At 73.8% G+C, this 20,111-nt stretch carries 16 protein-coding genes; 3 read left to right on the plus strand and 13 right to left on the minus strand.

Annotation, left to right across the window (positions count from 1 at the left end; genetic code table 11):
* Positions 1 to 34 precede the first annotated feature (34 nt).
* The 8 genes from HDA43_RS22830 to HDA43_RS22865 form a co-directional block, all read right to left on the minus strand.
* Entirely contained in the window at positions 35 to 1,975 is a 1,941-nt protein-coding gene (locus tag HDA43_RS22830; RefSeq protein WP_179824995.1) for a serine/threonine-protein kinase, read from the minus strand.
* Complete coding sequence (locus HDA43_RS34460) at positions 1,972 to 4,410, minus strand: serine/threonine-protein kinase (RefSeq protein WP_218912370.1); 2,439 nt, start codon at positions 4,408 to 4,410, stop codon at positions 1,972 to 1,974. Before HDA43_RS34460 ends, HDA43_RS22830 begins: the two co-directional genes overlap by 4 nt.
* 313 nt (positions 4,411 to 4,723) lie before the next feature.
* The gene (locus tag HDA43_RS22840) at positions 4,724 to 5,245 is read right to left on the minus strand and encodes a YbaK/EbsC family protein (RefSeq protein WP_179824997.1); all 522 of its coding nucleotides are present in this window, start codon (positions 5,243 to 5,245) and stop codon (positions 4,724 to 4,726) included.
* A gap of 152 nt (positions 5,246 to 5,397) precedes the next feature.
* Positions 5,398 to 6,957 carry a flavin monoamine oxidase family protein gene (locus HDA43_RS22845; RefSeq protein WP_312873498.1) on the minus strand — a complete coding sequence of 520 codons (1,560 nt, stop codon included), beginning with the start codon at positions 6,955 to 6,957 and terminating at the stop codon, positions 5,398 to 5,400.
* Between the two features lie 163 nt (positions 6,958 to 7,120).
* On the minus strand, positions 7,121 to 7,975 hold the full coding sequence (locus HDA43_RS22850; RefSeq protein WP_218912371.1) for a M55 family metallopeptidase: 855 nt from the start codon (positions 7,973 to 7,975) through the stop codon (positions 7,121 to 7,123).
* Positions 7,960 to 9,183 carry a DUF6395 domain-containing protein gene (locus HDA43_RS22855; protein WP_179824999.1) on the minus strand — a complete coding sequence of 408 codons (1,224 nt, stop codon included), beginning with the start codon at positions 9,181 to 9,183 and terminating at the stop codon, positions 7,960 to 7,962. The genes HDA43_RS22850 and HDA43_RS22855 overlap by 16 nt, the downstream gene beginning before the upstream one ends.
* Positions 9,180 to 9,644 carry a hypothetical protein gene (locus HDA43_RS22860; RefSeq protein ID WP_218912372.1) on the minus strand — a complete coding sequence of 155 codons (465 nt, stop codon included), beginning with the start codon at positions 9,642 to 9,644 and terminating at the stop codon, positions 9,180 to 9,182. Before HDA43_RS22860 ends, HDA43_RS22855 begins: the two co-directional genes overlap by 4 nt.
* Before the next feature lie 166 nt (positions 9,645 to 9,810).
* Entirely contained in the window at positions 9,811 to 10,407 is a 597-nt protein-coding gene (locus tag HDA43_RS22865; protein ID WP_179825001.1) for a TetR/AcrR family transcriptional regulator, read from the minus strand.
* Between the two features lie 95 nt (positions 10,408 to 10,502).
* Here HDA43_RS22865 and HDA43_RS22870 point away from each other — a divergent pair, with 95 nt between their 5' ends.
* Positions 10,503 to 11,879, plus strand: a complete 1,377-nt coding sequence (locus tag HDA43_RS22870) for an MFS transporter (RefSeq protein WP_179825003.1) — start codon at positions 10,503 to 10,505, stop codon at positions 11,877 to 11,879.
* 109 nt (positions 11,880 to 11,988) lie between these two features.
* Here the strand turns inward: HDA43_RS22870 and HDA43_RS22875 are convergent, their stop codons facing one another.
* From HDA43_RS22875 to HDA43_RS22885, 3 genes are all read right to left on the minus strand, one after another.
* Positions 11,989 to 12,762, minus strand: coding sequence for an enoyl-CoA hydratase/isomerase family protein (locus tag HDA43_RS22875; RefSeq protein ID WP_179825005.1), 774 nt, complete (start codon positions 12,760 to 12,762; stop codon positions 11,989 to 11,991).
* Between the two features lie 136 nt (positions 12,763 to 12,898).
* Positions 12,899 to 13,555 carry a TetR/AcrR family transcriptional regulator gene (locus HDA43_RS22880; RefSeq protein WP_218912373.1) on the minus strand — a complete coding sequence of 219 codons (657 nt, stop codon included), beginning with the start codon at positions 13,553 to 13,555 and terminating at the stop codon, positions 12,899 to 12,901.
* Between the two features lie 224 nt (positions 13,556 to 13,779).
* Complete coding sequence (locus HDA43_RS22885) at positions 13,780 to 14,706, minus strand: NADP-dependent oxidoreductase (protein ID WP_179825007.1); 927 nt, start codon at positions 14,704 to 14,706, stop codon at positions 13,780 to 13,782.
* Positions 14,707 to 14,959: 253 nt separating this feature from the next.
* Here HDA43_RS22885 and HDA43_RS22890 point away from each other — a divergent pair, with 253 nt between their 5' ends.
* Both HDA43_RS22890 and HDA43_RS22895 read left to right on the plus strand, forming a co-directional pair.
* A complete protein-coding gene (locus tag HDA43_RS22890; protein ID WP_179825009.1) occupies positions 14,960 to 15,616 on the plus strand; it encodes an HNH endonuclease family protein in 657 nt (218 codons plus the stop codon).
* Between the two features lie 264 nt (positions 15,617 to 15,880).
* Positions 15,881 to 16,297, plus strand: a complete 417-nt coding sequence (locus tag HDA43_RS22895) for a peptidase inhibitor family I36 protein (protein WP_218912374.1) — start codon at positions 15,881 to 15,883, stop codon at positions 16,295 to 16,297.
* Between the two features lie 221 nt (positions 16,298 to 16,518).
* On the opposite strand, the gene HDA43_RS22900 is transcribed toward HDA43_RS22895, so the two are convergent.
* Both HDA43_RS22900 and HDA43_RS22905 read right to left on the minus strand, forming a co-directional pair.
* The gene (locus tag HDA43_RS22900; protein ID WP_179825011.1) at positions 16,519 to 17,634 is read right to left on the minus strand and encodes a glycosyltransferase family 4 protein; all 1,116 of its coding nucleotides are present in this window, start codon (positions 17,632 to 17,634) and stop codon (positions 16,519 to 16,521) included.
* Positions 17,624 to 19,834, minus strand: a complete 2,211-nt coding sequence (locus HDA43_RS22905; RefSeq protein ID WP_179825013.1) for an amylo-alpha-1,6-glucosidase — start codon at positions 19,832 to 19,834, stop codon at positions 17,624 to 17,626. The genes HDA43_RS22900 and HDA43_RS22905 overlap by 11 nt, the downstream gene beginning before the upstream one ends.
* Between the last annotated feature and the right edge of the window lie 277 nt (positions 19,835 to 20,111).

Below are 20,111 nucleotides of genomic sequence, written 5' to 3' on the forward strand. Positions count from 1 at the left end.
CCCTGCGTCCCCCCATCGTGCCGCAGGGGGACGATCACTTCCAGAAGGTGATGAAACCCAGCCCCAGACTGCTCAGCAGGTCGTCGACGAGACCGCCGACCAGGTCGAGCACGCCCATCTTCCCGCGGTTCACCTGGTTCTGCCATTCCAGGGTGAGCTGGTCGATGACCTGGGTCGGCGGCTGCCAGGGCGCGAAGGACGGGTGCACGGTGAACGCGGCCATCACCGCGAAGAACGCCAGCGTGCCCAGGATGATCGCGGTCACCATCGCCGCCCCGGGGCTGCGGATGGAGGCGGTGAGCGTGCGGGCGACGGCCCGGCGCGGCTTGCCCCCGCCGGGCAGCACGAACAGCCCGGCCACGAACCCGCCGGCCGCGTAGGCGGCGGCCGTGTTGGGTCCCAGGTTCGCACCGAACCGCAGCGCGCCCCACACGCACATGCCGAACATCGCGGCCAGCGGGGCGGTGATCACGGTGGCGAGCACCGCCTTGACCAGCGCCCACGGCGTGCCCAGCACCGCCAGCAGCGGGTCGGCCGCGCTGCCGCCGCGCACCGAGCGGCGCTCGGCGAGGTCCCCGAAGAGGTACTCGCCCACCCGCAGGCACAGCACCGCGACCAGCGCGACGGCGCTCACCATGACCGGGCGCACGCAGGCCAGCCCGACGAGGATCGTCAGCAGCAGCGCCGCGGCCAGCGGATGCCCGGTGCGGTACGGAGCGCGCTCCTGCGGCCGGGGCCGGGCGTCCGGCGGGGTGTGCGGCCGGGCCTGGGTCGGCGGGGCGTACGGCCGGGGCTGCCCGGTCGGCGGGGGCGGCGGGTAGCCGGCGACCCGCTGGTCGGGATAGGGAGGCGGCGGATGCCCGCCCCGCCGCGTCGGAGCCGTGGCGTAAGGAGGCGGCGTGGCCGGAACGTACGGGGCGATCCCCTCCGGGGTCAGGCTCGGCTCGGGGCGGGACGGCCGGCTCCGCCGTTCGGGCCTGGAGTACTCCACCGGCGGCAGCAGGTCGGCGTAGTCGTCGCCGCGCGGCAGCGTGCGGGTGCCGTTCGGCGGGGACCCCGGCCCGCCGCCGGGCAGGGTCGAGGCGCCGTCGGCGTCCAGGACCCGGGTGCCGTCGGCGTCGAGGACGCGGGTGCCGCCGCCGTCGGGCGGCGTCTCGTGCAGGACCGTGGCCGTGGGGTCGAGCTCGCGGGCCATCCGGAGCAGCTCCTGGGCGCTCGGCCTGGCGTCGGGGTCGACGGCCAGCGCCCGGCGGAGCCAGCCGCGCAACCAGACGGGGGCCTGGTCGATGTTGGCCCGGCCCTCCATGATGTTGAAGCAGACGACCTCGAAGCTGCCGGTGCCGAACGGCGGCTTGCCGGTCGCGGCGAAGAACACCGTCGAGGCCAGCGCGTGCACGTCGGCCGCCTGGGTGATCTCGGAGTCACGGATGATCTCCGGGGCGAGATAGCCGGGCGTGCCGACGAACATGCCGGTCTGGGTCAGCCGGGTGGCGTTGACCAGGTGCGCGATGCCGAAGTCGATGACCAGCGGCTCGCCGTCGACGATCATCACGTTGGCGGGCTTGAGGTCGCGATGGACCACGTCGGCGGCGTGGATCGCCACCAGCGCCGCGCACAGGCCCCGGGCGAGCCTGATCACCCCGTCCGCGTCGAGCGGCCCGTCGGTGAGGACGATGTCCTCCAGCGTGTGGCCCGGCGCGAAGCGGGTGACGATGTAGGGCTGCCTGCCGGTCAGCTCGGCGTCGACGACCTCGGCGACCTGCGGGCTGCGCACCCGCCGCATGGTCTCGACCTCGCGGGTGAGGCGGTCGCGGGCCTTGAGGTCGGCGGCCACGTGTGGGTGGAGCACCTTGACCGCCACCTCGCGGCCGTCCTCGTCCAGCCCCAGGTGGACGACCCCCATCCCGCCCTCGCCGATCTGCCTGAGCAGCCGGTAAGGACCCAGCCGCTCGGGCGCCTGCGTCTCCCCCGTCATCGCCTCGCCCTCTCCCGTAGCTCGTCCAGTCTGCTCACCACCGTCTTGACACCGACCGGCGTCCACCTCGCCTCCCGTGCCCCGTCGCGCACGGTGCCGGCCGCCATGATGACCGCCAGCACCGCCGCCGCCCCCACCGCCGCGGCCGTGATCATGGCCGCGCCGCGCGAAGGCAGCAATGATGCCAGCGTACGTCGCATCTGGCGGCTGGGGCCCTCAACCCCCGGTCCCGCGCAGATCGCCCACAGCGCCACAGCCGCCCCCCAGCTCAGCGCGTTCACGGTCGGCATCCCGGTGACCAGCACGGTCAGCAGGAGCGTCACCGGCAGGCCGAGGATCAGCGCGTACGGCAGGAGCGCGATCGTGACTCCCACCGCCTTCAGCAGCGCGGCGGGGTTGCCGAGCACCCGCAGGACGTCGGCCGCCGCCGCGCCGGCCGGGCGGCGGGCGGCGAGACCGGGCTGGGCGATGTCGGCCGCGCGCAGCAGGATCACGACGGGCACGGCCACGACGGCGGCGAGGACCGGCACCAGGACGGCCACCGCCGCGACGGCGACCAGCGCCATCGTCCCGGCGACGCCGTGCGCCCGGGAGCGCTGCAGCAGGTGGCCCGCCTGCGCCCCGGGCGGCCGGGGATGGGGGTAGGGGTAGGGCGGCGGCGCCGACGACCGGTCGGGCCGCAGGTGCGGCGTGTGCTCGAACGGGTCCGCGGGCGCGGGCCACCGGTCGCGCGGCCCCTCGGAGGGCACCGGCGGCGGGTACGGCGCCGCCGGGCGGACGGCCCCGGGGCCGGAGCCGGGCCTGGCGGAGTGGTCGCGGGCGTACTCCTGCAGATCCTGGGGACGCACCCGCTGCGTCGGGATGTCGCCGTCCGGCACCCGCGGCGTGGGCCGCGACCGGTCGGAGACGCCGGGCCGGGCGCCGTCGCCGGACGGGCCGGACGTCTCCGGGCCGGTCCACGCGCCCGGGCCGCTCCACGGAGCCGGACCGGACCTGCCGGGACCGGAGGCACCCGGCCCCGATGCGCCCGGTCCGGACATTCCCGGTCCGGACATTCCCGGGACGCCGGACGGGCCGGTGGGCACGCGCCCGGTGGGGAGGTCCTCCGGCCCGAGCGCGCCGGTGGGCAGGTCGTGGGCGTCCTCGGCGGCGGCGCGACGCAGCTCCTCGGGCGTCACCCTGCGGGTGGGCCAGGGATCGGACCGATCGGCCGAAAGCTCGGCCGGCCGCCCGGCAGGCCACTGCCCGCCGGGCCGCTCCGCGGGCCACTGTTCGCCGGACCGCTCGCCGGGCCGTCGCTCGCCGGGCCGCTCATCGGGCCGCTGCTCGCCGAGCAGCGAGACGTACTCCTGCGCCGGGGAAGCGGAAGAGACCGGGGACGGCTGAGTCGGCCGGGCCGGCGGCCACGGCCCCGCTCCCGGGCGGGGCGTCGCCGGGGTCGGCACGTCGCCGAGGTCGCCGGGCCGGCCCGGAAACCCGTGACCGCCGGGGACCCCCCGGTCGCCGAAGCCGTCCGGCCCGCCGGGAAGGCTTCCGCCCGCCGGACCCGTGACGCCGGAGCCGCCCGCGCCGGGACCGCCGGGTCCCGCGTCGCCGAAGCGCGGGACCGTGACGATCTCCTCGTACGCCTGGGGCCGGCCGTTCCCAGCCATCAGACGCCCCACCTGCCCGGCCAGCTCGGCCGCCGCGGGACGCCTGGCCGGGTCGCGCTGGAGCGCGGCCCGCAGCAGCGGCCGCAGCGGCTCGGGGACGGAGTCGACGTCGGCCTTGCCCGCGGTGATGTTGTAGAAGATCATCTCCAGCGTGCCCTTGCCGAAGGGCGGGCGGCCGGTGGCCGCGAAGACCAGCGTGCCGCCCCAGGCGTGCACGTCCACCTCGGGCCCGGCCTCGTGCCCCTCGATGATCTCGGGGGCGAGGTAGCCGGGCGTGCCGATGAACATGCCGGTCTGGGTGAGCCGGGTGGCGTCCACGGCCTGCGCGATGCCGAAGTCGATGAGGACGGGGCGGCCGTCCAGGATGAGGACGTTGCCCGGCTTGAGGTCGCGGTGGATCACTCCGACGGAGTGCACGGCGGCCAGCGCCACCGCCACCCCGTGGGCGACCTGGAGGAGGGCGGGCAGCTCCAGCGGGCCGTCCTGCTTGACCAGTTCCTCCAGCGACCGGCCGGGGACGTATCGCGTCACGATGTAGGGGCGGTGGCCGGTCACGTCGGCGTCGACGACCTCGGCGATGTACTCGCTGCGCACCCGGCGCATGGTCTCGACCTCGCGGGAGAGCCTGCGGCGCGCCACGTCGTCTCCGGCGACCTCGCCGCGCAGGACCTTCACCGCCACCTGCTGACCGCGGGGATCGGTGGCGAGATGGACCACACCCATGCCGCCCTCGCCGAGCCGCCTGAGCAGCCGGTAAGGACCCAATCGGTCGTCCTGATTCATGGCATGTAGCACCATATCCGGTTAAACACCGCCCATGAGCTGAACCATCAGGCCATACTCCCCGAACAAGTAACGTCCGCGAGACTTCAACGGTTTCCCAAAGGCAGACAACACTCAATCTCTTTTCGGCGACGGTTCGCCCATTTTCCCCGGGTCCTCACCGGGCGTTCGGCTCACCGGCCGGAGCACCCCGGCATCCCGGTCCGGCTTCGATCCCCCGGCCGAGCGCCTCGGCGCTCCCGGCCCGGCCCCGGTCCCCCGGCCCCGGTCCCGGTTCCCCGGCCCGGCCTCCCCCGGCGCCTCCGGTCCGGCCTCAGCTCGCCAGCCGGAGCACCTCAGCGTTCTCCAACCCGGCCAGCAGCGAGCCGGCCACCGCCAGCTTGGAGCGGCGGACACCGCTGCCGATCACGACCTCCGGGTGCGCCGCCACGGCCTCGTCCACCAGCACCGGCCACCCCGCGGGCAGCCCCAGCGGGGTGATCCCGCCGTACTCCATCCCGGTCAGCCCGACCGCGTCGTCCTGCGGCGCGAACGAGATCTTCCGGGCGTCCAGGTGCCGCCGGACCACGCCGTTGACGTCCGCCCGCGTGGTGGCGAGCACCAGGCAGGCCGCGTAGCGGACCTCCCCGGCGCGCTTGGCCGCCACGATCACGCAGTTGGCCGACTCCGACAGGGCGACGCCGTACCGCTCGCAGAACGCCGCCGTGTCGGCCAGTTCCGGGTCGATCGGGGCCACGAACACCCCGTCGAGCCCCGCCGCCGCCCGCACCACGGGCTCCGCGAGCAGGTCGGGCCGCTCGCCGGCCTTGACCCATTCCAGCGTTCCGATCGCCATCGCCGTTCTTCCCCTCCGTCACGCGCCCCGCCGTCCCCGGGACCGCTCACCGTTTCGGGGACCGCTCGCGGTCCCCGGGACTCCTCGTGCCGCCGCCCCCCTGAGACTGTACGGCCGTGCCCGGCACGCCGGGACGGCGCCGCTCGACGTGCTCAGGACGTGCTCAGCACCCGCTCATGGATCGCGGTGACCGCCTTCCTCGCCGACTCCATGGCCCCGGCCTGCCAGGCGATCAGGTGGGTGAGCCAGTCGCCGGCGAAGTAGACCCGCCCGGCCGGGCGCTGCAGGAGGGTGAAGGCCCCCTCATAGGAGGGCCAGCGGACCCAGCCCCCCTCGATGTGCGGCTGGCGGTGCCAGGCGATCGAGACGCTGGAGCGCAGCTCGGCGCGGTACTTCTCGCCGTGGATCTTCTTGCCCTGGGTGAGCGCCCGGCTGCGGCGCTCGGCCGGGGAGAGCCGGCCGTACAGCTCGGCCTCCTTCTCGGTGTTGTAGTAGCCGACGAGCAGGCCGCTTTGGGCGTGGTAGCCGTAGGAGGGGTACCAGATGTGGGTGATGTCCAGGTCGGTCTCGGTGACGCCGCCGTAGATGCGGTCCTCGGTCTCCCACCAGCGCCTGCCGTACTCCAGGCCGATCTTGCCGGCGGCGACCGGCACGGGGGTGCGGAGCGCGGCGGTGACCTGGGCGCCGAGGTTGTGCGGCAGCCGGGCGAGCAGGTGCGGCGGCAGCGCGGCCACGCAGTAGTCGGCGCGGACCGCGCCGCCCGGGTGGGTCACCTCGACGCCGTCGGGCAGGTTCCTGATCCCGGTCACGGGCGTCCCCGTCCTGATCCGGTCGTGGCCGACCGCCCTGACCAGCGCGGTCACGATCGCGTCCATCCCGCCCACCGGCTGGAACATCGGCGCCGCCTGCTCGAAGCCGAAGTCCATGGTGATCGCCCGGCCGGTGCCCGCGGAGAGCACCTCGGCCAGCGAGGCGGGCGGGTCGAGCGGCACGCCGTCGCCGATCGCCGGGTAGGTCGCGAACCCGCGCCGGCCGGAGCCGCGGTAGGACAGGTCGGGCCCGAGGTCGCCGAACCGGCGCAGGAACTCCGAGAGCCGCTCGCGGTCCTCCGCGGTGAGGCGGCGGTTCAGCGCGCCCGCGTGGGATGCCTTGGCCAGCAGCTCCGCGATGTAGCCGTACAGGTCGGCGCGGGCCGTGCGGGCCCGGACCGGGGCCTTCATGCCGCGCGTGTAGACGTACGCCGAGGCGTTGTTGTTGACGAACACCTCAAGGGGAACGCCCAGCTCGCGGCAGTAGTCCATGGCGATCATCCACTGCGCGATCCGCCCGGGGCCGGCGTTGAAGTAGACGCCCTCGCCGAACCCGGCCGTCTGGTCCGGCCCGTCCTTCTCGGGCAGCCGGTCACCGCCGCGCAGCGTGAGGTTGCGCCCGCCGACCCGGTCGGCCGCCTCCAGGACGGTGCAGTCGTAGCCCGCCTTGCCCAGCTCGTAGGCGCAGGTCAGCCCGGCGACACCGGCCCCGATGATCACGACCTTGGCCGCGCCCTTCCCCTTGAGGGAGAAGTCGGAGGGCTGCGGCGGGACGTAGTCGGAGGGCTGGGAGTCGGGGGCCAGGCCCAGCGCCCCCATGGCCGCGAACATGGCTCCGGCGCCGCCGGCCGCGCCCACGCCCACCAACAGCGCCCTGCGCGTCATCGTCCTGCGTTCGGTCACTGTCTTCTCGGGTCTTCCGGGCTCGCGGGGGCGAGCCGCCTGCGGGCCGGCCGCCGGGAGCGGGGCCGGGCCGGAGCGGTCCGCGGGGGTCATCGGTGGTTCGGGGGTTGTCGGGGTGGTCGGGGGTCGTCGGTGGTTCGGGAGCCGGCGGCGGTCGTCGGGGTCAGCCGTACACGCCGCTGTCGCAGGCGATCTGGCCGCCGATGGTGGCCAGCAGGCCCATCATCCCCATGATCTGGGCGAAGTCGTCGGTGGTGAACTCGGTGTGCCGGGGCCCGACCGAGCGCACCCCGGGAATGATGGCGCACCCGGCGGCGATGGCGGTGGAGTTCCACTCGATGCCGAGGGTGAACGGCGGCTCCGCGGCGTAGGGGCGGAAGTCCGCGAGCCGGCCGAGCGCCCGGACGGTGGCCTCGCGGATGCGGGCCTGGGCCACCGAGGGCGGCAGCAGCTCGGCGGAGAACTTGTTGATGCCCTTCTTGACCGCGACGGTCTCGACGTCGCCGAGCAGTTCCCTGGCCTCCTCGCAGACCGCCTCGTCCCCGGTGACCAGGGCCACCGGGACGCCGAGCGACCCGGCGAACGACGCCACCAGGCGGGTCTCGCCGCAGACCTCGCCGTTGAGGTAGAGGTTCTGGATCTCCTTGCCCATCCAGGTGTGGTTGAGCACGCCGTGCTCGACCCCGGCCCGCGCGTGGTAGCCGACGAAGCAGGCGGCCCGGTGGCCCGGGTCGAGGCCCTGGCCCATCCGCAGCGGCTTGCCCGGTCCCCTGATCAGGGTGGCGCGCGGGTCGAGCAGGTCGATCCTGAGATTCTTCGTCGAGCTGTGGGCGTCGTTGACGCACACCGCCTCGGCCCCGGCGTCGAAGGCGCCCTGGACGGCGGCGTTGGCGTCGGCGGTCATCAGCTCGCAGCCGCGCTCGTAGCCGCGGCCCCCCGCCCGCATCTCCTCGGGGTCGGTCAGGCCGGTGACGCCCTCCATGTCCACCGAGACGTACACCCTCACGACAGCCCCCATGTCTCGACGCGGCGCGCCTCGTCGTCGTTCATGAACCCGATCTCGGCCGCGACGAAGTCGCGGACCGCCGCCCGCCACGGCTCGGGGATCTCCTCGATCGCGGGAGGGTAGCAGCGGTCCAGCCAGGCGGTCGAGGACTCGGTCGCGCCGAGGAACGCCGCGGCCTTGGCGAAGACCGTGTCCTCGATGCCGGGGATCCGGGCGCAGCCGTACTCGATCATCTCCTGCCCGCCGTACGGCGGGGGCTCCCGCCACTTGCGGGCGACCGGCCGGTCCGGGCCGATGGCGGTGCGCAGCGGGCGGCGTTCGACGGCGGCCTGGATGAGCTCCTTGTACAGGCACTTGCCGCAGGTGCCGCAGGGGCCGTCCTCGCCGCGCAGGCACCAGCGGACGTACTCCTTCAGCGGGGAGGAAAGGGCCAGCCGCATGGTGACGGCCTCGCTCACCCCGCCGACGGGCAGCACGATGTGCACGCCCGCCGCGGCGAAGGCGCGGCCCCAGGCGCCGTGCGGGGCCCACATCGGGTTGTCGGGGGTGTAGCGCAGCAGGTAGCGGTCGCCGCCCAGCCAGCGCGAGCCCAGCTCGTAGCCGAACGCCAGGCCGCCGAGGTCCAGTTCGTCGGCCATCAGCAGCGCCCCGGCGGCCACCGCGTGGTGCTCGGGGTAGCCGGGCCGGGGCTCGGCGAGCGTGAACTCCAGGTCGGAGCGGACGACGGTCAGCTCGCGGCCGGTGCGCGCGGCCAGCTTCGCCAGCACGTCGGAGCGGTAGTGGGTCCAGCGGTTGGGCACGCGCGGGTGGGACACCCGCTGGAAGTGGACGAACGGCGCGTCGGGCAGCATGGCCGCCGCGGCCACCGAGTCGGCGCCGCCGCTGTAGGAGATCGCCAGCCGGCGGCCGGAGCGCGGCGACGCGCCCACCGGGCCCGCCTCGATCCCCCAGCCGTCGTGGATCGCCCCGGCCAGCTCGGCGGAGATCGGCCGGTCGAAGGTGACCGCGCGGCGGGTCCACGGGGCGACGACGGTCCAGGCCGCCAGGGCCGCGAGGTCGGGGTGGATCTCGCGCGGCTCGCGCGGCAGCTCGACCCGGCAGGAGTTCGTGGCCATCTTCAGTGGCTGGCCGTCGGCGCAGTGCCCGGTGATGCCGTCCTCGGGGTCCAGCCGGAAGGTCAGGTGCCGGACGGCGTCGCCGGAGGTCCAGGAGACCCTCATCCGGCGCTCCCGGCGGCGCGGTCCAGGGCCGTCCCGGCGGCGCGACCGGTCCCGGGCGTGCGATCCTCCCCCGCGGGGCGGTCCGTCTCGGCGGTCTCAGGGGTACGGCCTGCGGCGGCGCGGTCCACGGCCTGCCAGAGCAGCACCTCGTTCTGCAGCACCCGCTCCATCGCGGCGGCCGTCTCGGTGGCCAGCCGGTGGGCGTCGTCCCAGCGCCGCGCCCGCGTCTCGTCCACGGTCCGCCCGGCGGGGGCGGCGGGGGCCTTGGCCGTGCGCGCCTGGAGCCTCTCGACCTCGGCGCGCAGCGTGGTGACCTCCCGGCGCAGCACCTGGACCTCCCACAGCGCGTCCTTGATGTCCTGGCGGTGCTCGGCCAGGGAGATGTACCGGGAGTCGAACCAGCCGCGCACCGCACTCCGCAGCCGGGCGGGCACCAGAGCCCGCTTCGCCAATCGCGCCATAGCCCGGCACGATACCGGCAAAGACCGAGATGTCCGGACGGTCTCAGGAATCGGCACAGCCCGGTGCGACCCTCGCATTCCGGCGCGGCCGGTCACCCGGCTCGGCCCGCCGCCGGTCCCGCCCCTCCCGGTTCCGGTCCTTCCCGGCCGGGGCCCCGGCGTCCGGTCATCCCCGCTCCGGCGTCCCGCCCGGCTTCGCCGTTCCGCCCGGCCCGAGAATCGTCTCGGCCATCACCCGAGCCGCCAGCGCGGGGTGCGCGCCGGGGCGGGTGACGGCGTGGGCCAGCACCCCGTCGACGAGCACCAGGATCTGGTCGGCGCCGAACTCCGGGTCCGGGTGGCCGTGCCGGGTCAGCTCGGCGGCGAAGATCCGGTGCAGCTCCTCCTTGTGGGCGCGGACCTCCGCGTGCGCCGGGTGATCCAGGTCGGAGAGGGCGAGCTCGGCGGCGGTGTAGCGGCAGCCGCGGAACGCGGGCCGCGTGGTGACCCGCTCCAGCTCGTCGAAGACGGCCAGGACGCGCTCGTGGGGGTCGTCGCCGGCCGCGTCCATGGTCTCCCGGTAGCGGTCGGCGGTGGCCTGGGTGCGCAGCATCTCGGCGATGAGCCCGTCCTTGCCGCCGAAGTGCTGGTAGAGCGAACGGCGGGCGACGTCGGCCCGGCTGAGGATGGCGTCCACGCCGACGTGAACGCCATGGGTGTAGGTGAGCTCGCGGGCGGCTTCCAGCAGCCGCTCACGCGGCCCCGGTCTCGTGGTCGTGGTCACGGCTCCGAATCCTCGCACGCGGTTGACAGTAGACCAACCATTCTATCTAATGAGGCGCCGTATACCGATCGTTCTATCTACCCATTGGAGCGGCCATGCCACGCCGGGGCACCCTGCCCACCGTCCTGACCGGTGTCTTCATCACGATGCTCGACTTCTTCATCGTCAACGTGGCCATCCCCACCACCCAGCGCGACCTGCACGCCGGGGCCGCGGCCGTCGAGTGGGTGGTCGCCGGATACGGCCTGGCCTACGGCTCCGGACTGGTCCTCGGCGGTCGGCTCGGTGACCTCTTCGGCCGCCGCCGCATGTTCGCCGTCGGGCTGACCCTCTTCACGCTGGCCTCGGTCGTCTGCGGCCTGGCCCCGGACATCGGCACGCTGATCGCCGCCCGCGTCGCGCAGGGCGCGTCGGCCGCGCTGCTCTCCCCTCAGGTGCTGGCCGTCCTGCGCACCGCCTACCACGGGACGGCCCAGGCCAGGGCGCTCAGTGCCTACGCGATGACCATGGGCCTGGCGGCGGTTTTCGGCCAGATCATCGGGGGCGTGCTCATCCAGGCCGACCTGTTCGGCCTCGGCTGGCGGGCCTGCTTCCTGATCAATCTGCCGATCGGCGTCGCCGCCCTGGTGATGACCGGCCGCGTGGTGCCCGAGAGCCGATCCGCCGACACCGTACGGCTCGACGTCGGCGGGGCCGCACTCGTCACGCTCGGTCTGGTCGCCACGCTGCTGCCGCTGATCGAAGGCCGTGAGCAGGGCTGGCCGCTGTGGACCTGGCTGTCCTTCGCCGTCGCCGCCGCCCTCCTCATCGCGTACGGCCGGCGGCGGCACGAGTCACCGCTGATCGACCTCACCCTGTTCCGCGAGCGGGCCTTCACCGCGGGGCTGCTCACCCAGCTCGCCTTCACCATGGGCATGGCCGCCTACTTCCTGATCTTCGCCCTGTACGTCCAGGAGGGCCGGGGCCTGGACGCGCTCCAGGCCGGCCTGATCTTCACCCCGATCGGCGCGGGCTACCTCGCGGCCTCGCTGCTCGCGCCCCGGCTGACGGCCCGCCTCGGCCGCCAGACGATCGCCCTGGGCGGGCTGACCAGGGCGGCCGGCCTGACCGCCCTGCTCGTCGCGGTCGCCTGGGACGCGCCGATCGGCTGGCTGGTGCCGATGCTGGTCGCCGACGGGGTCGGCATGGGCCTGGCGCTCGCCCCCATCATGGGCACCGTCCTGGCCAGGATCGCCCCGCGGCACGCCGGCGCCGCCGCCGGGATCCTCACCACGGCCCAGCAGGTCGGCTCGGCCATCGGCGTCGGCATCGTCGGCATCGTGTTCTACGGCGATCCGTCGGCCGGGGTCGCGGGGGCGTTCCGGCACGGGCTGGTCTACCTGATCGTGGTCACCCTGGCCGTCGCGGCGCTGGTCCAGGTCCTGCCGCGCACCGCCGCCCCGGCCCGGACCCCGGCCCCGGCCGCCACCTGACCGGCCCGGCACGGACCGCATCCGGGACGCGGCCCTCCCGGGCGGCGCCGTACGGCGCGAGCAGGCCGCCGACCCGGCCGCGTGGCCGGGTCGGCGGCCGGTGGGCCGGTCAGCGGCCGGTGAAGGTGGCCTTGGTCTTCTCGGCGAAGGCCCGCATGCCGTCGCGGGCGTCCTCGGTGGCGAACAGGCCGGAGAACTGCAGGCGCTCGATCTCCAGGCCGGTGGCCAGGTCGGTCTCCAGGCCGCGGTCCACGGCCTGCTTGGCCGCCCGGACGGCCAGCGCGGGACCGCCCTTGAACTGCGCGGCGTAGGCCAGCGCCTCGGTGTGGACGTCGGCGTCCGGGACGACCCGGTCGACCAGCCCGATCTGCAGGGCCTCGGCGGCGGAGACGTGGCGGCCGGTGAAGATGAGGTCCTTGGCCCGCGCCGGGCCGACCAGCCGCGGCAGGCGCTGGGTGCCCCCGGCGCCGGGGATGATGCCGAGCAGGATCTCCGGCTGGCCCAGCTTGGCCGACTCGCCCACGATCCGGATGTCCGCGCACAGCGCCAGCTCGCAGCCGCCGCCCAGGGCGTAGCCGGTCACCGCCGCGATGACCGGCTTGCCGATCTCGGCGACCGCGGTGAAGCAGTCCTGCAGGGTCGCGGAGTGGACGGCCATGTCGGCGTACGACATGCCGGCCATCTCCTTGACGTCGGCGCCCGCCGCGAAGACCTTCTCCCCGCCGTAGAGCACCACCGCGTACACCTCGGGGTCGGCGTCCACCTGGCGGGCGCAGTCGCGGATCTCCTCCTGGACCTGCCGGTTGAGCGCGTTCATCTTCGGCCGGTCGAGCCGGATCGTCGCGATCCCGTCGGCCGTCTCCACCCGCACGAACTCACCCATGGCCGTCCTCTCCTTCGAGCAACCCGTCACCCGCACCCTAGAGGAGCGCCACGCCGAAAGGACGATCGGCGTTCCATGACACCGCTCCGGGAGTCGGCCGGGATCCGACGCCCCGGCCGGGAGCCTCGTCGCCGTCCTACCGCGCCTGGACGCCGCTCCCCTGTCTCGTGTGCGCGCAGCCCGGAGCCGAACGGTGGGCGACGCCGGCGAGCACCAGGTCGAGTTCGGCCAGCGCGTCCTCCAGCGCGGCACGCTGGTCCGGGGCGCGTGCGATGTCCAGGGCGCTCTCGCAGATCCCCCCGTACAGCAGCGAGGTGGCGGGGTCCAGCGGCCGGTCCGGGATGCACCCGGCCTCGATCGCGATGGCCAGTCCGCTCCGCATCTGCTCCTTGCACCCGGCCTGGATGTCCCGCATGGCGGACCAGCCGAGCGCGCCCGGCGCCTCGACCAGCGTGATCTGGCGTACGGAGGGTTCGAGGGACGCCTCCAGCAGGCGCCGGCAGCCCGCCGAAACGCCGTCCCACGGATCCCGCTGGTCCTGGAACGCCCGCCGGACGACCAGCGCGAGCGCCTTCTGGTCGGCGGCGTAGACCTCGCGGAAGATGTGTTCCTTGTTGCTGAAGTGATGGTAGAACGCGCCACGTGTCACGCCGGCCCTGGCACAGATCTCGTCCACCGCGGTGGCGGAGAAACCGTCGCTGATGAAAAGCTCACGCGCCGCCGCGACCAGGGCGCCCGTGGTCGCCTTGGTGCGCTCGTGCTGGCTCCGTCGCGCACTCGTGTTCTCTGCCACCCGCGTATCTCCTCCCGTTCCGAACCCGAGGTTAGAAGAACATACGTGTAGGGAAGCCGGCCATCGGCCAGGCGTGCCACCCGCCGCAGTGCCGGCTCGCCGCTTCCCGTCGGCGTGCCGGGCATGGGCGATCATCAGGGCCGGATCCTCGTCGCCGCGTACGGCCTGATCGCGGGTCGGCAGCAGGTAGCCGATCTTCACTTCCGCCATGTGGCCGCCTCTCTTCATGGGTCCCGCGCCGAAGCGGCGGGGCACCGGTTCACCGGAGCGGGCTCGGCCGCCTCCGCCAGCGGGAACACCGCGTCGACGTGCGCCTTCAACCGCCCCTCGGCCACGAGACCGGCCAGCGCGGCGAGCCCGGCGCCGTCGGGATCGACGAGGTAGGCCACGGCGCGCACGCCGAGCTCGTCGGCACGCTCGTTCAATCCAGGGGTCCAGGCCGCCTGCCCGCTGACCAGGACGCCGCCCGGCCGCAGGCACTCCAGCGCCTTGAGGCCGGCCTCGCCGCCGAACATCTGGATGACGACGTCCATGTCACGCGCCACGGCGGACACCTCCGTCGCGGCGTGGTCGATCACTTCGTCCGCCCCCGGTTCGCGGACGAAGGCGTGCTTGGCGGCGCTCGCGGTGCCGGTCACGTGGGCGCCGTGGGCTTTGGCGATCTGGACCGCCAGGTGTCCCACGCCTCCGGCCGCGCCCGCCACGAGGACCCGCTGTCCCGGGGCGACGGCGGCGACCTCGGTGAGCATCTGCCACGCCGTCAACCCGGCGAGCGGCAGCGCCGCCGCCTCGGTGAAGCCCAGGCCCTCCGGCATGAGGGCGAAGTGGCGGGCGGGAGCGGTGACGTACTCGGCGTAACAACCCGCGGCCCGGGGGAACCACGGCATCCCGAACACCCGATCACCGGGCCGGAACCGGGTGGTGCCGTAGCCGGTCCCCACCACCGTCCCCGCGACGTCCCAGCCGTTGATGAACGGCAGGTCGAGCACCCGGTTGTACGCCTGCCCCCGGCGCGTGAAGACGTCCACCGGATTGACCCCGGCCGCCGCGACCCTGACCAGCACCTCGCCGAACACCGGCGTGGGCTCCTCCACCTCGGCCAACGCCATGGTCTCGACCTCCCCCCACGCCGACTGCCGTATCGCCCGCATGAACGTCCCTCCCGAAGTGATGATGACGCCAAGGATGATACATACATACATCATGTATGTATGTGCGGGGCGAACGGCCCGGGAGGGCGTGGTCCGCCCAGGACCCATGGCACGCGTCCGGAGGCGTACGGCCAGGTCAAAGGCTCAATCGAGGAGCCGGCCCAGGTGACCGGGGAGCACCGCGGAGAACCGGCCGTCGGGGTGGGTCCCTGTCGGCCGTCGCAGCGGGTTCTCGTTGGGTATGGGGGAGACCATGATTTTCCTGAGGCGGGCATCCCTCATCGCCGTACTGACTCTCGCGGCCGTCCCCATCACCCCCTTCGCCACCCCGCAGGCGGCGGCGGAACCACGCAAGCAATCACAGGCCGCGAGCGCGGCCCTCGCCCGGCACATGCTGGCCCGGCTCAAGGTCGCCAGGCCCTTGTCCATCCGCGGCTACAGCCGCGAGCGGTTCCAGCCCCGATGGGGGCACCGCAAGGGCAGGTGCGACACGCGGGAGATGGTGCTGGCCCGCGACGGGCGGGGCGTACGCCGCAACGCGGCCTGCCACCCGGTCAAGGGGCTCTGGTACAGCCCGTACGACGGCAAACGGCTCAGGAGCGAGAAGCAGGTGGACGTCGATCACGTGGTGCCGCTCGCCTACGCCTGGCGCTCGGGCGCCAAACGGTGGACCCAGGCCAAGCGGCGCGCGTTCGCCAACGACCTCACCCGTCCCGAACTGCTCACCGTCAGCCACTCCGCCAACATCGCCAAAGGCGGGCAGGGCCCACAGAACTGGCGTCCGCAACGCCGCGCCCACTGGTGCCGGTACGCGACCTCGTGGATCACCGTGAAGCACCACTACCGGCTCTTCGTGACCCGCGCGGAGAAGGTGGCCTTGCTCAACATGCTCCGCACCTGCCGGCGCTAGCCTTCCCGGCCGGCCGCAACGGACACGCCTCCGGCCGCGACCGGCCCAAGATCCTTTGACCGGCCCCACGCGCCCCGATTGCCGTTCCGTCCCGACCGGCCTCACCCCCGAGTCACGGCAGGTCATCGGGGCCGTGACGCCCGCCGTACGGCGGGAGGCGTCGGCCGGGTTTCGGATGGCCGGAAAATGACCCCTTCCTCTACAAGATCGCAACAGGTATGGTCGAGCCGGTCATCGAAAGAAAGTTTCACCAATGGAGGAACATTGGGCAAGAAGCTTCAGATGCTGGCACTCCCCGTCGCGGCCGTCGCGCTGACCGCGCTGGCGGGCGCCCCCGCCCAGGCCGCCACCGGCTACGACCGCTGCCATGCCGGGTCCTACTGCATGTTCTCCGGCCTCGACGGCACGGGCGACATGATCGAGATCAAGAGCGACACCCCGGACCTCGCCGCGCTCGGCATGGCGGGCCGGGCCAAGTCCGACTGGAACCGTACGGCCTCCTACATCCACCTGTACTCCGAGTCCGGCTACGGCGGCTGCTCCGCCGTGACCTCCCCCTGGGGGAAGGGCAACTTCTACACCCCGTTCCGCGACTTCTTCCACTCGGTCCGCTTCGACGGCGCCAACGGCCCGTCCTGCCTCACCACCTTCACCGGCTCCCCGGCCGACTCGCACGGCTGATCCGACTCCGGCGGGCCCTTTCCCGCCCGGCCGGGCGTCGCGCGGAAAGCCGCAGGCGGCGCCCGGCCGTCCCGCCCCGTGACGCCACGGCGGGCCGGCCCCACCGAACAGGCCGGTACGGCGGCGCGAACCCGGCGGCGTGGACGCGGCACCGGTTCAGCGGCGCCGGTTCAGTGGCGCCGGTTCAGTGGCGCCGGTTCAGTGGCGCCGGTTCAGTGGCGTCAGTTCAGCGGCATCAGGCCCCGGGTCCCGCCGGCGGGCTCGGCCCGCGCGGCGGCCTCGGCGATCACCTTTCGGTAGACGCGCTCGTAGCCCGCGGCCATCGCCTCGACGCCGAAGTGGTCCGCCACGTGGGACCGGCAGGCGTGCGGGTCGAGCTTCCCGGCCGCCTCGATCGCCTCCGGCAGCTCCTCGGGCCGGTCCAGGACGAAACCGGTCACCCCGTCGGCGACGACCTCGGGCACCGCTCCCCTGCCGAACGCCACCACCGGCGTGCCGCAGGCCATCGCCTCGATCATCACCATGCCGAACGGCTCCTCCCACAGGACCGGGAAGAGCAGGCAGTGGGCCGCCGCGAGCAGCTCGCGCTTGCCGACGGCGTCGGCCTCGCCGACGTACTCGGCGTCGGCGCCGAGCCTGGGCGCGACGTGCTCGGCGAAGTAGTCGCGCTCCACCGGCTCGGTGAGCTTGCCGGCCAGCATGATCCGCCGTCCGGCCGCGCGGGCGGCGTCGATGGCCAGGTGCGCGCCCTTGTCCTCGTTGAACCGGCCGAGCCACAGCACCCAGTCCTCCTTGTCCTCGCGGAAGGGGAAGGAGGCGATGTCCACGGCGTTGTGGACGACCCCGGCCCAGGGCAGCTCCGGGGCACTGCGCCGCTGCGCCCGGGAGATGCCGACCATCACCACGCCGGTGCCGAGCGAGCGGTAGTAGTCGCCGAACTCACCGTCCATCGTGAGGTGGCAGGTGATCACCGTCGGGACGGCCCGGCACCCGGCGTGCAACGGCCCGGCCAGCGAGTGGTCGTGGACGATGTCCGTCTCCAGGCCGGAGAGCATGCCGTGCGCCCTGGCCGCGTGCAGCACCTCCGGCATCGCCTCGCCGATCCGCTCCGACGGCGGCACGGCGTAGGTCGCCAGGAAGCGGGCCGACGTGCCGGGCTTGCCCGCGCCGATCAGGGTGACCTCGTGCCCGCGCCGCGACAGCCCCGCGACGAGGTCGGCCACCATCGACTCGATGCCGCCGTACGCCGCGGGCGGCACGTCGTACCAGGGGGGAGCGATCATCACGACGCGCAGCCCCCCGCCGCGCCACCCGGCCGGCTCCTCTTCAGCGATCATCCCCGCCCCCGCTCCCGGCCCCGCGGCCTGTCGATGTCCTCTCCCGGGTCCCCGAGTCCCGGGCCTGCCCGTCCCCGCGCCTTCTCCGGCCCCGGACGCTGAAGGCGCCGCCCGGGGCCGACATCGGCGGGCGCGGCTCGTCGTGCAGGATCATCCCCTCGGGCAGCCCGGCGACGGAGACCTTCCCGTCGCTGACCTCGATCGTCAGCCGGGACCCGGCGAGCGGCATCCCCTCGACCCGGATGTCCTCCATCGGCACGGGGTCCAGCCACACCTGCCCGTAGGGCACCCAAGGGTCGAGGCGGAGCATGTTGCGCAGCAGGTGGATGGGCGACGCGGCGGCCCACGCCTGCGGGGTGCAGGAGGTGGGGTAAGGCACCGGTGAGGAGAACTCGTCCCGGTCGAAGCCGCAGAACAGCTCGGGCAGCCGCCAGCCGAACGCCTCCGCCGCCTCCATCAGGCCGGAGGCGATCCGCCGCGCCTCCTCGGCGAAGCCGTACCGGATCAGCCCGGCCACGATGATGGAGTTGTCGTGCGGCCAGACCGAGCCGTTGTGGTAGCTCATCGGGTTGTAGGCGCCCATGTCGGAGGCCAGGGTGCGCACGCCGTACCCGGTGAACATGCGCGGCGAGAGCAGGTGCCCGGCGACGGACGCGGCGCGGTCCTCGTCGACGATGCCGGTCCACAGGCAGTGACCGGGGTTGGAGGCGACGGAGTCGATGCGGCGTCCCTCGCCGTCGAGGCCGATCGCGTAGTAGCCGCGCTCGGGCATCCAGAACCGGTCGTTGAACGCCTCCCGCAGGCGCGCCGCCCGCCCCTTCCACTCCTCCTCCACGGCGATGTCGCCGGCCTCGTGGGCGAAGTGGGCGCGCGCGTTGTAGGCGGCGTAGACGTAGCCCTGCACCTCGGCCAGCGCGATGGGCGGCCTGGCCAGCGTGCCGTCGGCGAAGGTGACGCCGTCGAAGGAGTCCTTCCAGCCCTGGTGGATCAGGCCGTGGTCGGTCTTGCGGCGGTAGGACAGGAACGGGTCGGCCGACCTGGTGATCCAGCCGAGCGCCTCGTCGGCGTACGGCAGGAGTCCCTCCACCTCCGTGCGGAGCAGGCCCCACCGGCGCAGCTCGCCCAGCAGCATCACGAACAGCGGGGTGGCGTCCACCGAGCCGTAGTAGGCGAGGCCGCTGGCCTGGGCTCCGAAGCGCAGCTCGTGCAGGATCTTGCCGGGCTCCTCCTCGGTGAGCGGGTCGCAGGTCTTGCCCTGCAGCCTGGCCAGGCGGCGCAGCGTGCCGAGCGCCAGCGACTGGTCCATCGGCAGCGCCATCCAGGAGGTCAGCAGCGAGTCGCGGCCGAACAGCGTCATGAACCACGGCGCGCCCGCGGCGATCGTCGGCGGCTCCTCGGGCCGGTCGGGGTCGAACAGCCGCAGCGCCCCCAGGTCCTCCCGGGAGCGGCGCAGCACCTGGGTGAGGGTGCGGTCGGAGGTGACGACGGCCGGACTGAGCCGGTCCCAGTCGGCCCGACGCCGGGCGGGCTCGGCGTGCTCCAGCGGATGGCGGGTGGAGAACCGGGTGGGCAGCTCCTCACCGTCCAGGATCGGGTTGACCTGGACGGTGGCGGTCCACTCCCCCCGGGCGGGCACGACGATCCGGAAGGCGAGGATCCCGGGCATGGAGATCGGCTGCGGCTCGGCCACCACCCGGGTCCCCCGGCACCGGCTCGCGGAGCAGATCATCAGGCCCGTCCGGTCGGGCGTCGTCTCCACGTCGAGCGCGTGCCGGATCCGCCCCGCCTTGACCTCGAACAGGTCGGCCAGGTCGCCGGCCAGGTGGATGTCGACCAGGCATCCGGCCGGCTCGTCGGACAGGTTGCGCAGCGTCAGGTCCTCGCGCAGGCCGCCGCCGACGTAGCGGTCCCTGACCACCAGCAGGGTGCTCTCCGCGCGCCCCGGCCGCGGCGCCGCCCGGCCGACGAACGTCGCGTGGTACGGCTCGGTCACGAACACGTTGAGCGGTTCCACCCCGACGTCGTCGATCCGCAGCTCCCAGCGCGACAGCAGCCGGGTGTCGGCGGTGTAGACCCCCTGCGCCCCGCCCGGCACGATGTCGCCGCCGCGCCCGGACACGCAGAAGGAACCGCTTTCCACCAGGGTCACCGCGCTGTCGCCCAGTGCGCCGGGCTGGCCCTCGAAAGTCCACCCGTTCACGTCTTCTCTCCAGTGCGTACGGCTCGCGGGCCTTCGCCTCCAACCCGTTGCCCTTCCCGCCCCGCACGGGAGGGGAACCGCCCACAGGATCCCAATGCGCAGGTTTTACCTGATCAGCGCCGTATCCTCCGCCCGCTCGACGTGACCGCCGCATCGTGAGCGGATCGATCCGTTCGGGTCACGGAGACGGCCGAGGCCGGAAGCCGCCGGGTTGACAGGGTGAAGAAATTCTTCGCTACGTGTCGGCAAAGTGAAGAATGTTATTGACATCGCGGGC

Source organism: Streptosporangium sandarakinum (assembly GCF_013409935.1).
Taxonomy (GTDB): Bacteria; Actinomycetota; Actinomycetes; order Streptosporangiales; family Streptosporangiaceae; genus Streptosporangium; species Streptosporangium nondiastaticum.

Bases quoted from the DNA above. Each gene is read 5' to 3' on its own strand.
- HDA43_RS22890 (WP_179825009.1), top strand. From the start codon at position 14,960: ATGATTTTCCTGAGGCGGGCATCCCTCATCGCCGTACTGACTCTCGCG.
- HDA43_RS22875 (WP_179825005.1), bottom strand. From the start codon at position 12,762: ATGGGTGAGTTCGTGCGGGTGGAGACGGCCGACGGGATCGCGACGATC.
- HDA43_RS22860 (WP_218912372.1), bottom strand. From the start codon at position 9,644: ATGGCGCGATTGGCGAAGCGGGCTCTGGTGCCCGCCCGGCTGCGGAGT.
- HDA43_RS22855 (WP_179824999.1), bottom strand. From the start codon at position 9,183: ATGAGGGTCTCCTGGACCTCCGGCGACGCCGTCCGGCACCTGACCTTC.
- HDA43_RS34460 (WP_218912370.1), bottom strand. From the start codon at position 4,410: ATGAATCAGGACGACCGATTGGGTCCTTACCGGCTGCTCAGGCGGCTC.
- HDA43_RS22830 (WP_179824995.1), bottom strand. From the start codon at position 1,975: ATGACGGGGGAGACGCAGGCGCCCGAGCGGCTGGGTCCTTACCGGCTG.
- HDA43_RS22870 (WP_179825003.1), top strand. From the start codon at position 10,503: ATGCCACGCCGGGGCACCCTGCCCACCGTCCTGACCGGTGTCTTCATC.
- HDA43_RS22900 (WP_179825011.1), bottom strand. From the start codon at position 17,634: ATGATCGCTGAAGAGGAGCCGGCCGGGTGGCGCGGCGGGGGGCTGCGC.
- HDA43_RS22840 (WP_179824997.1), bottom strand. From the start codon at position 5,245: ATGGCGATCGGAACGCTGGAATGGGTCAAGGCCGGCGAGCGGCCCGAC.
- HDA43_RS22885 (WP_179825007.1), bottom strand. From the start codon at position 14,706: ATGCGGGCGATACGGCAGTCGGCGTGGGGGGAGGTCGAGACCATGGCG.
- HDA43_RS22850 (WP_218912371.1), bottom strand. From the start codon at position 7,975: ATGGGGGCTGTCGTGAGGGTGTACGTCTCGGTGGACATGGAGGGCGTC.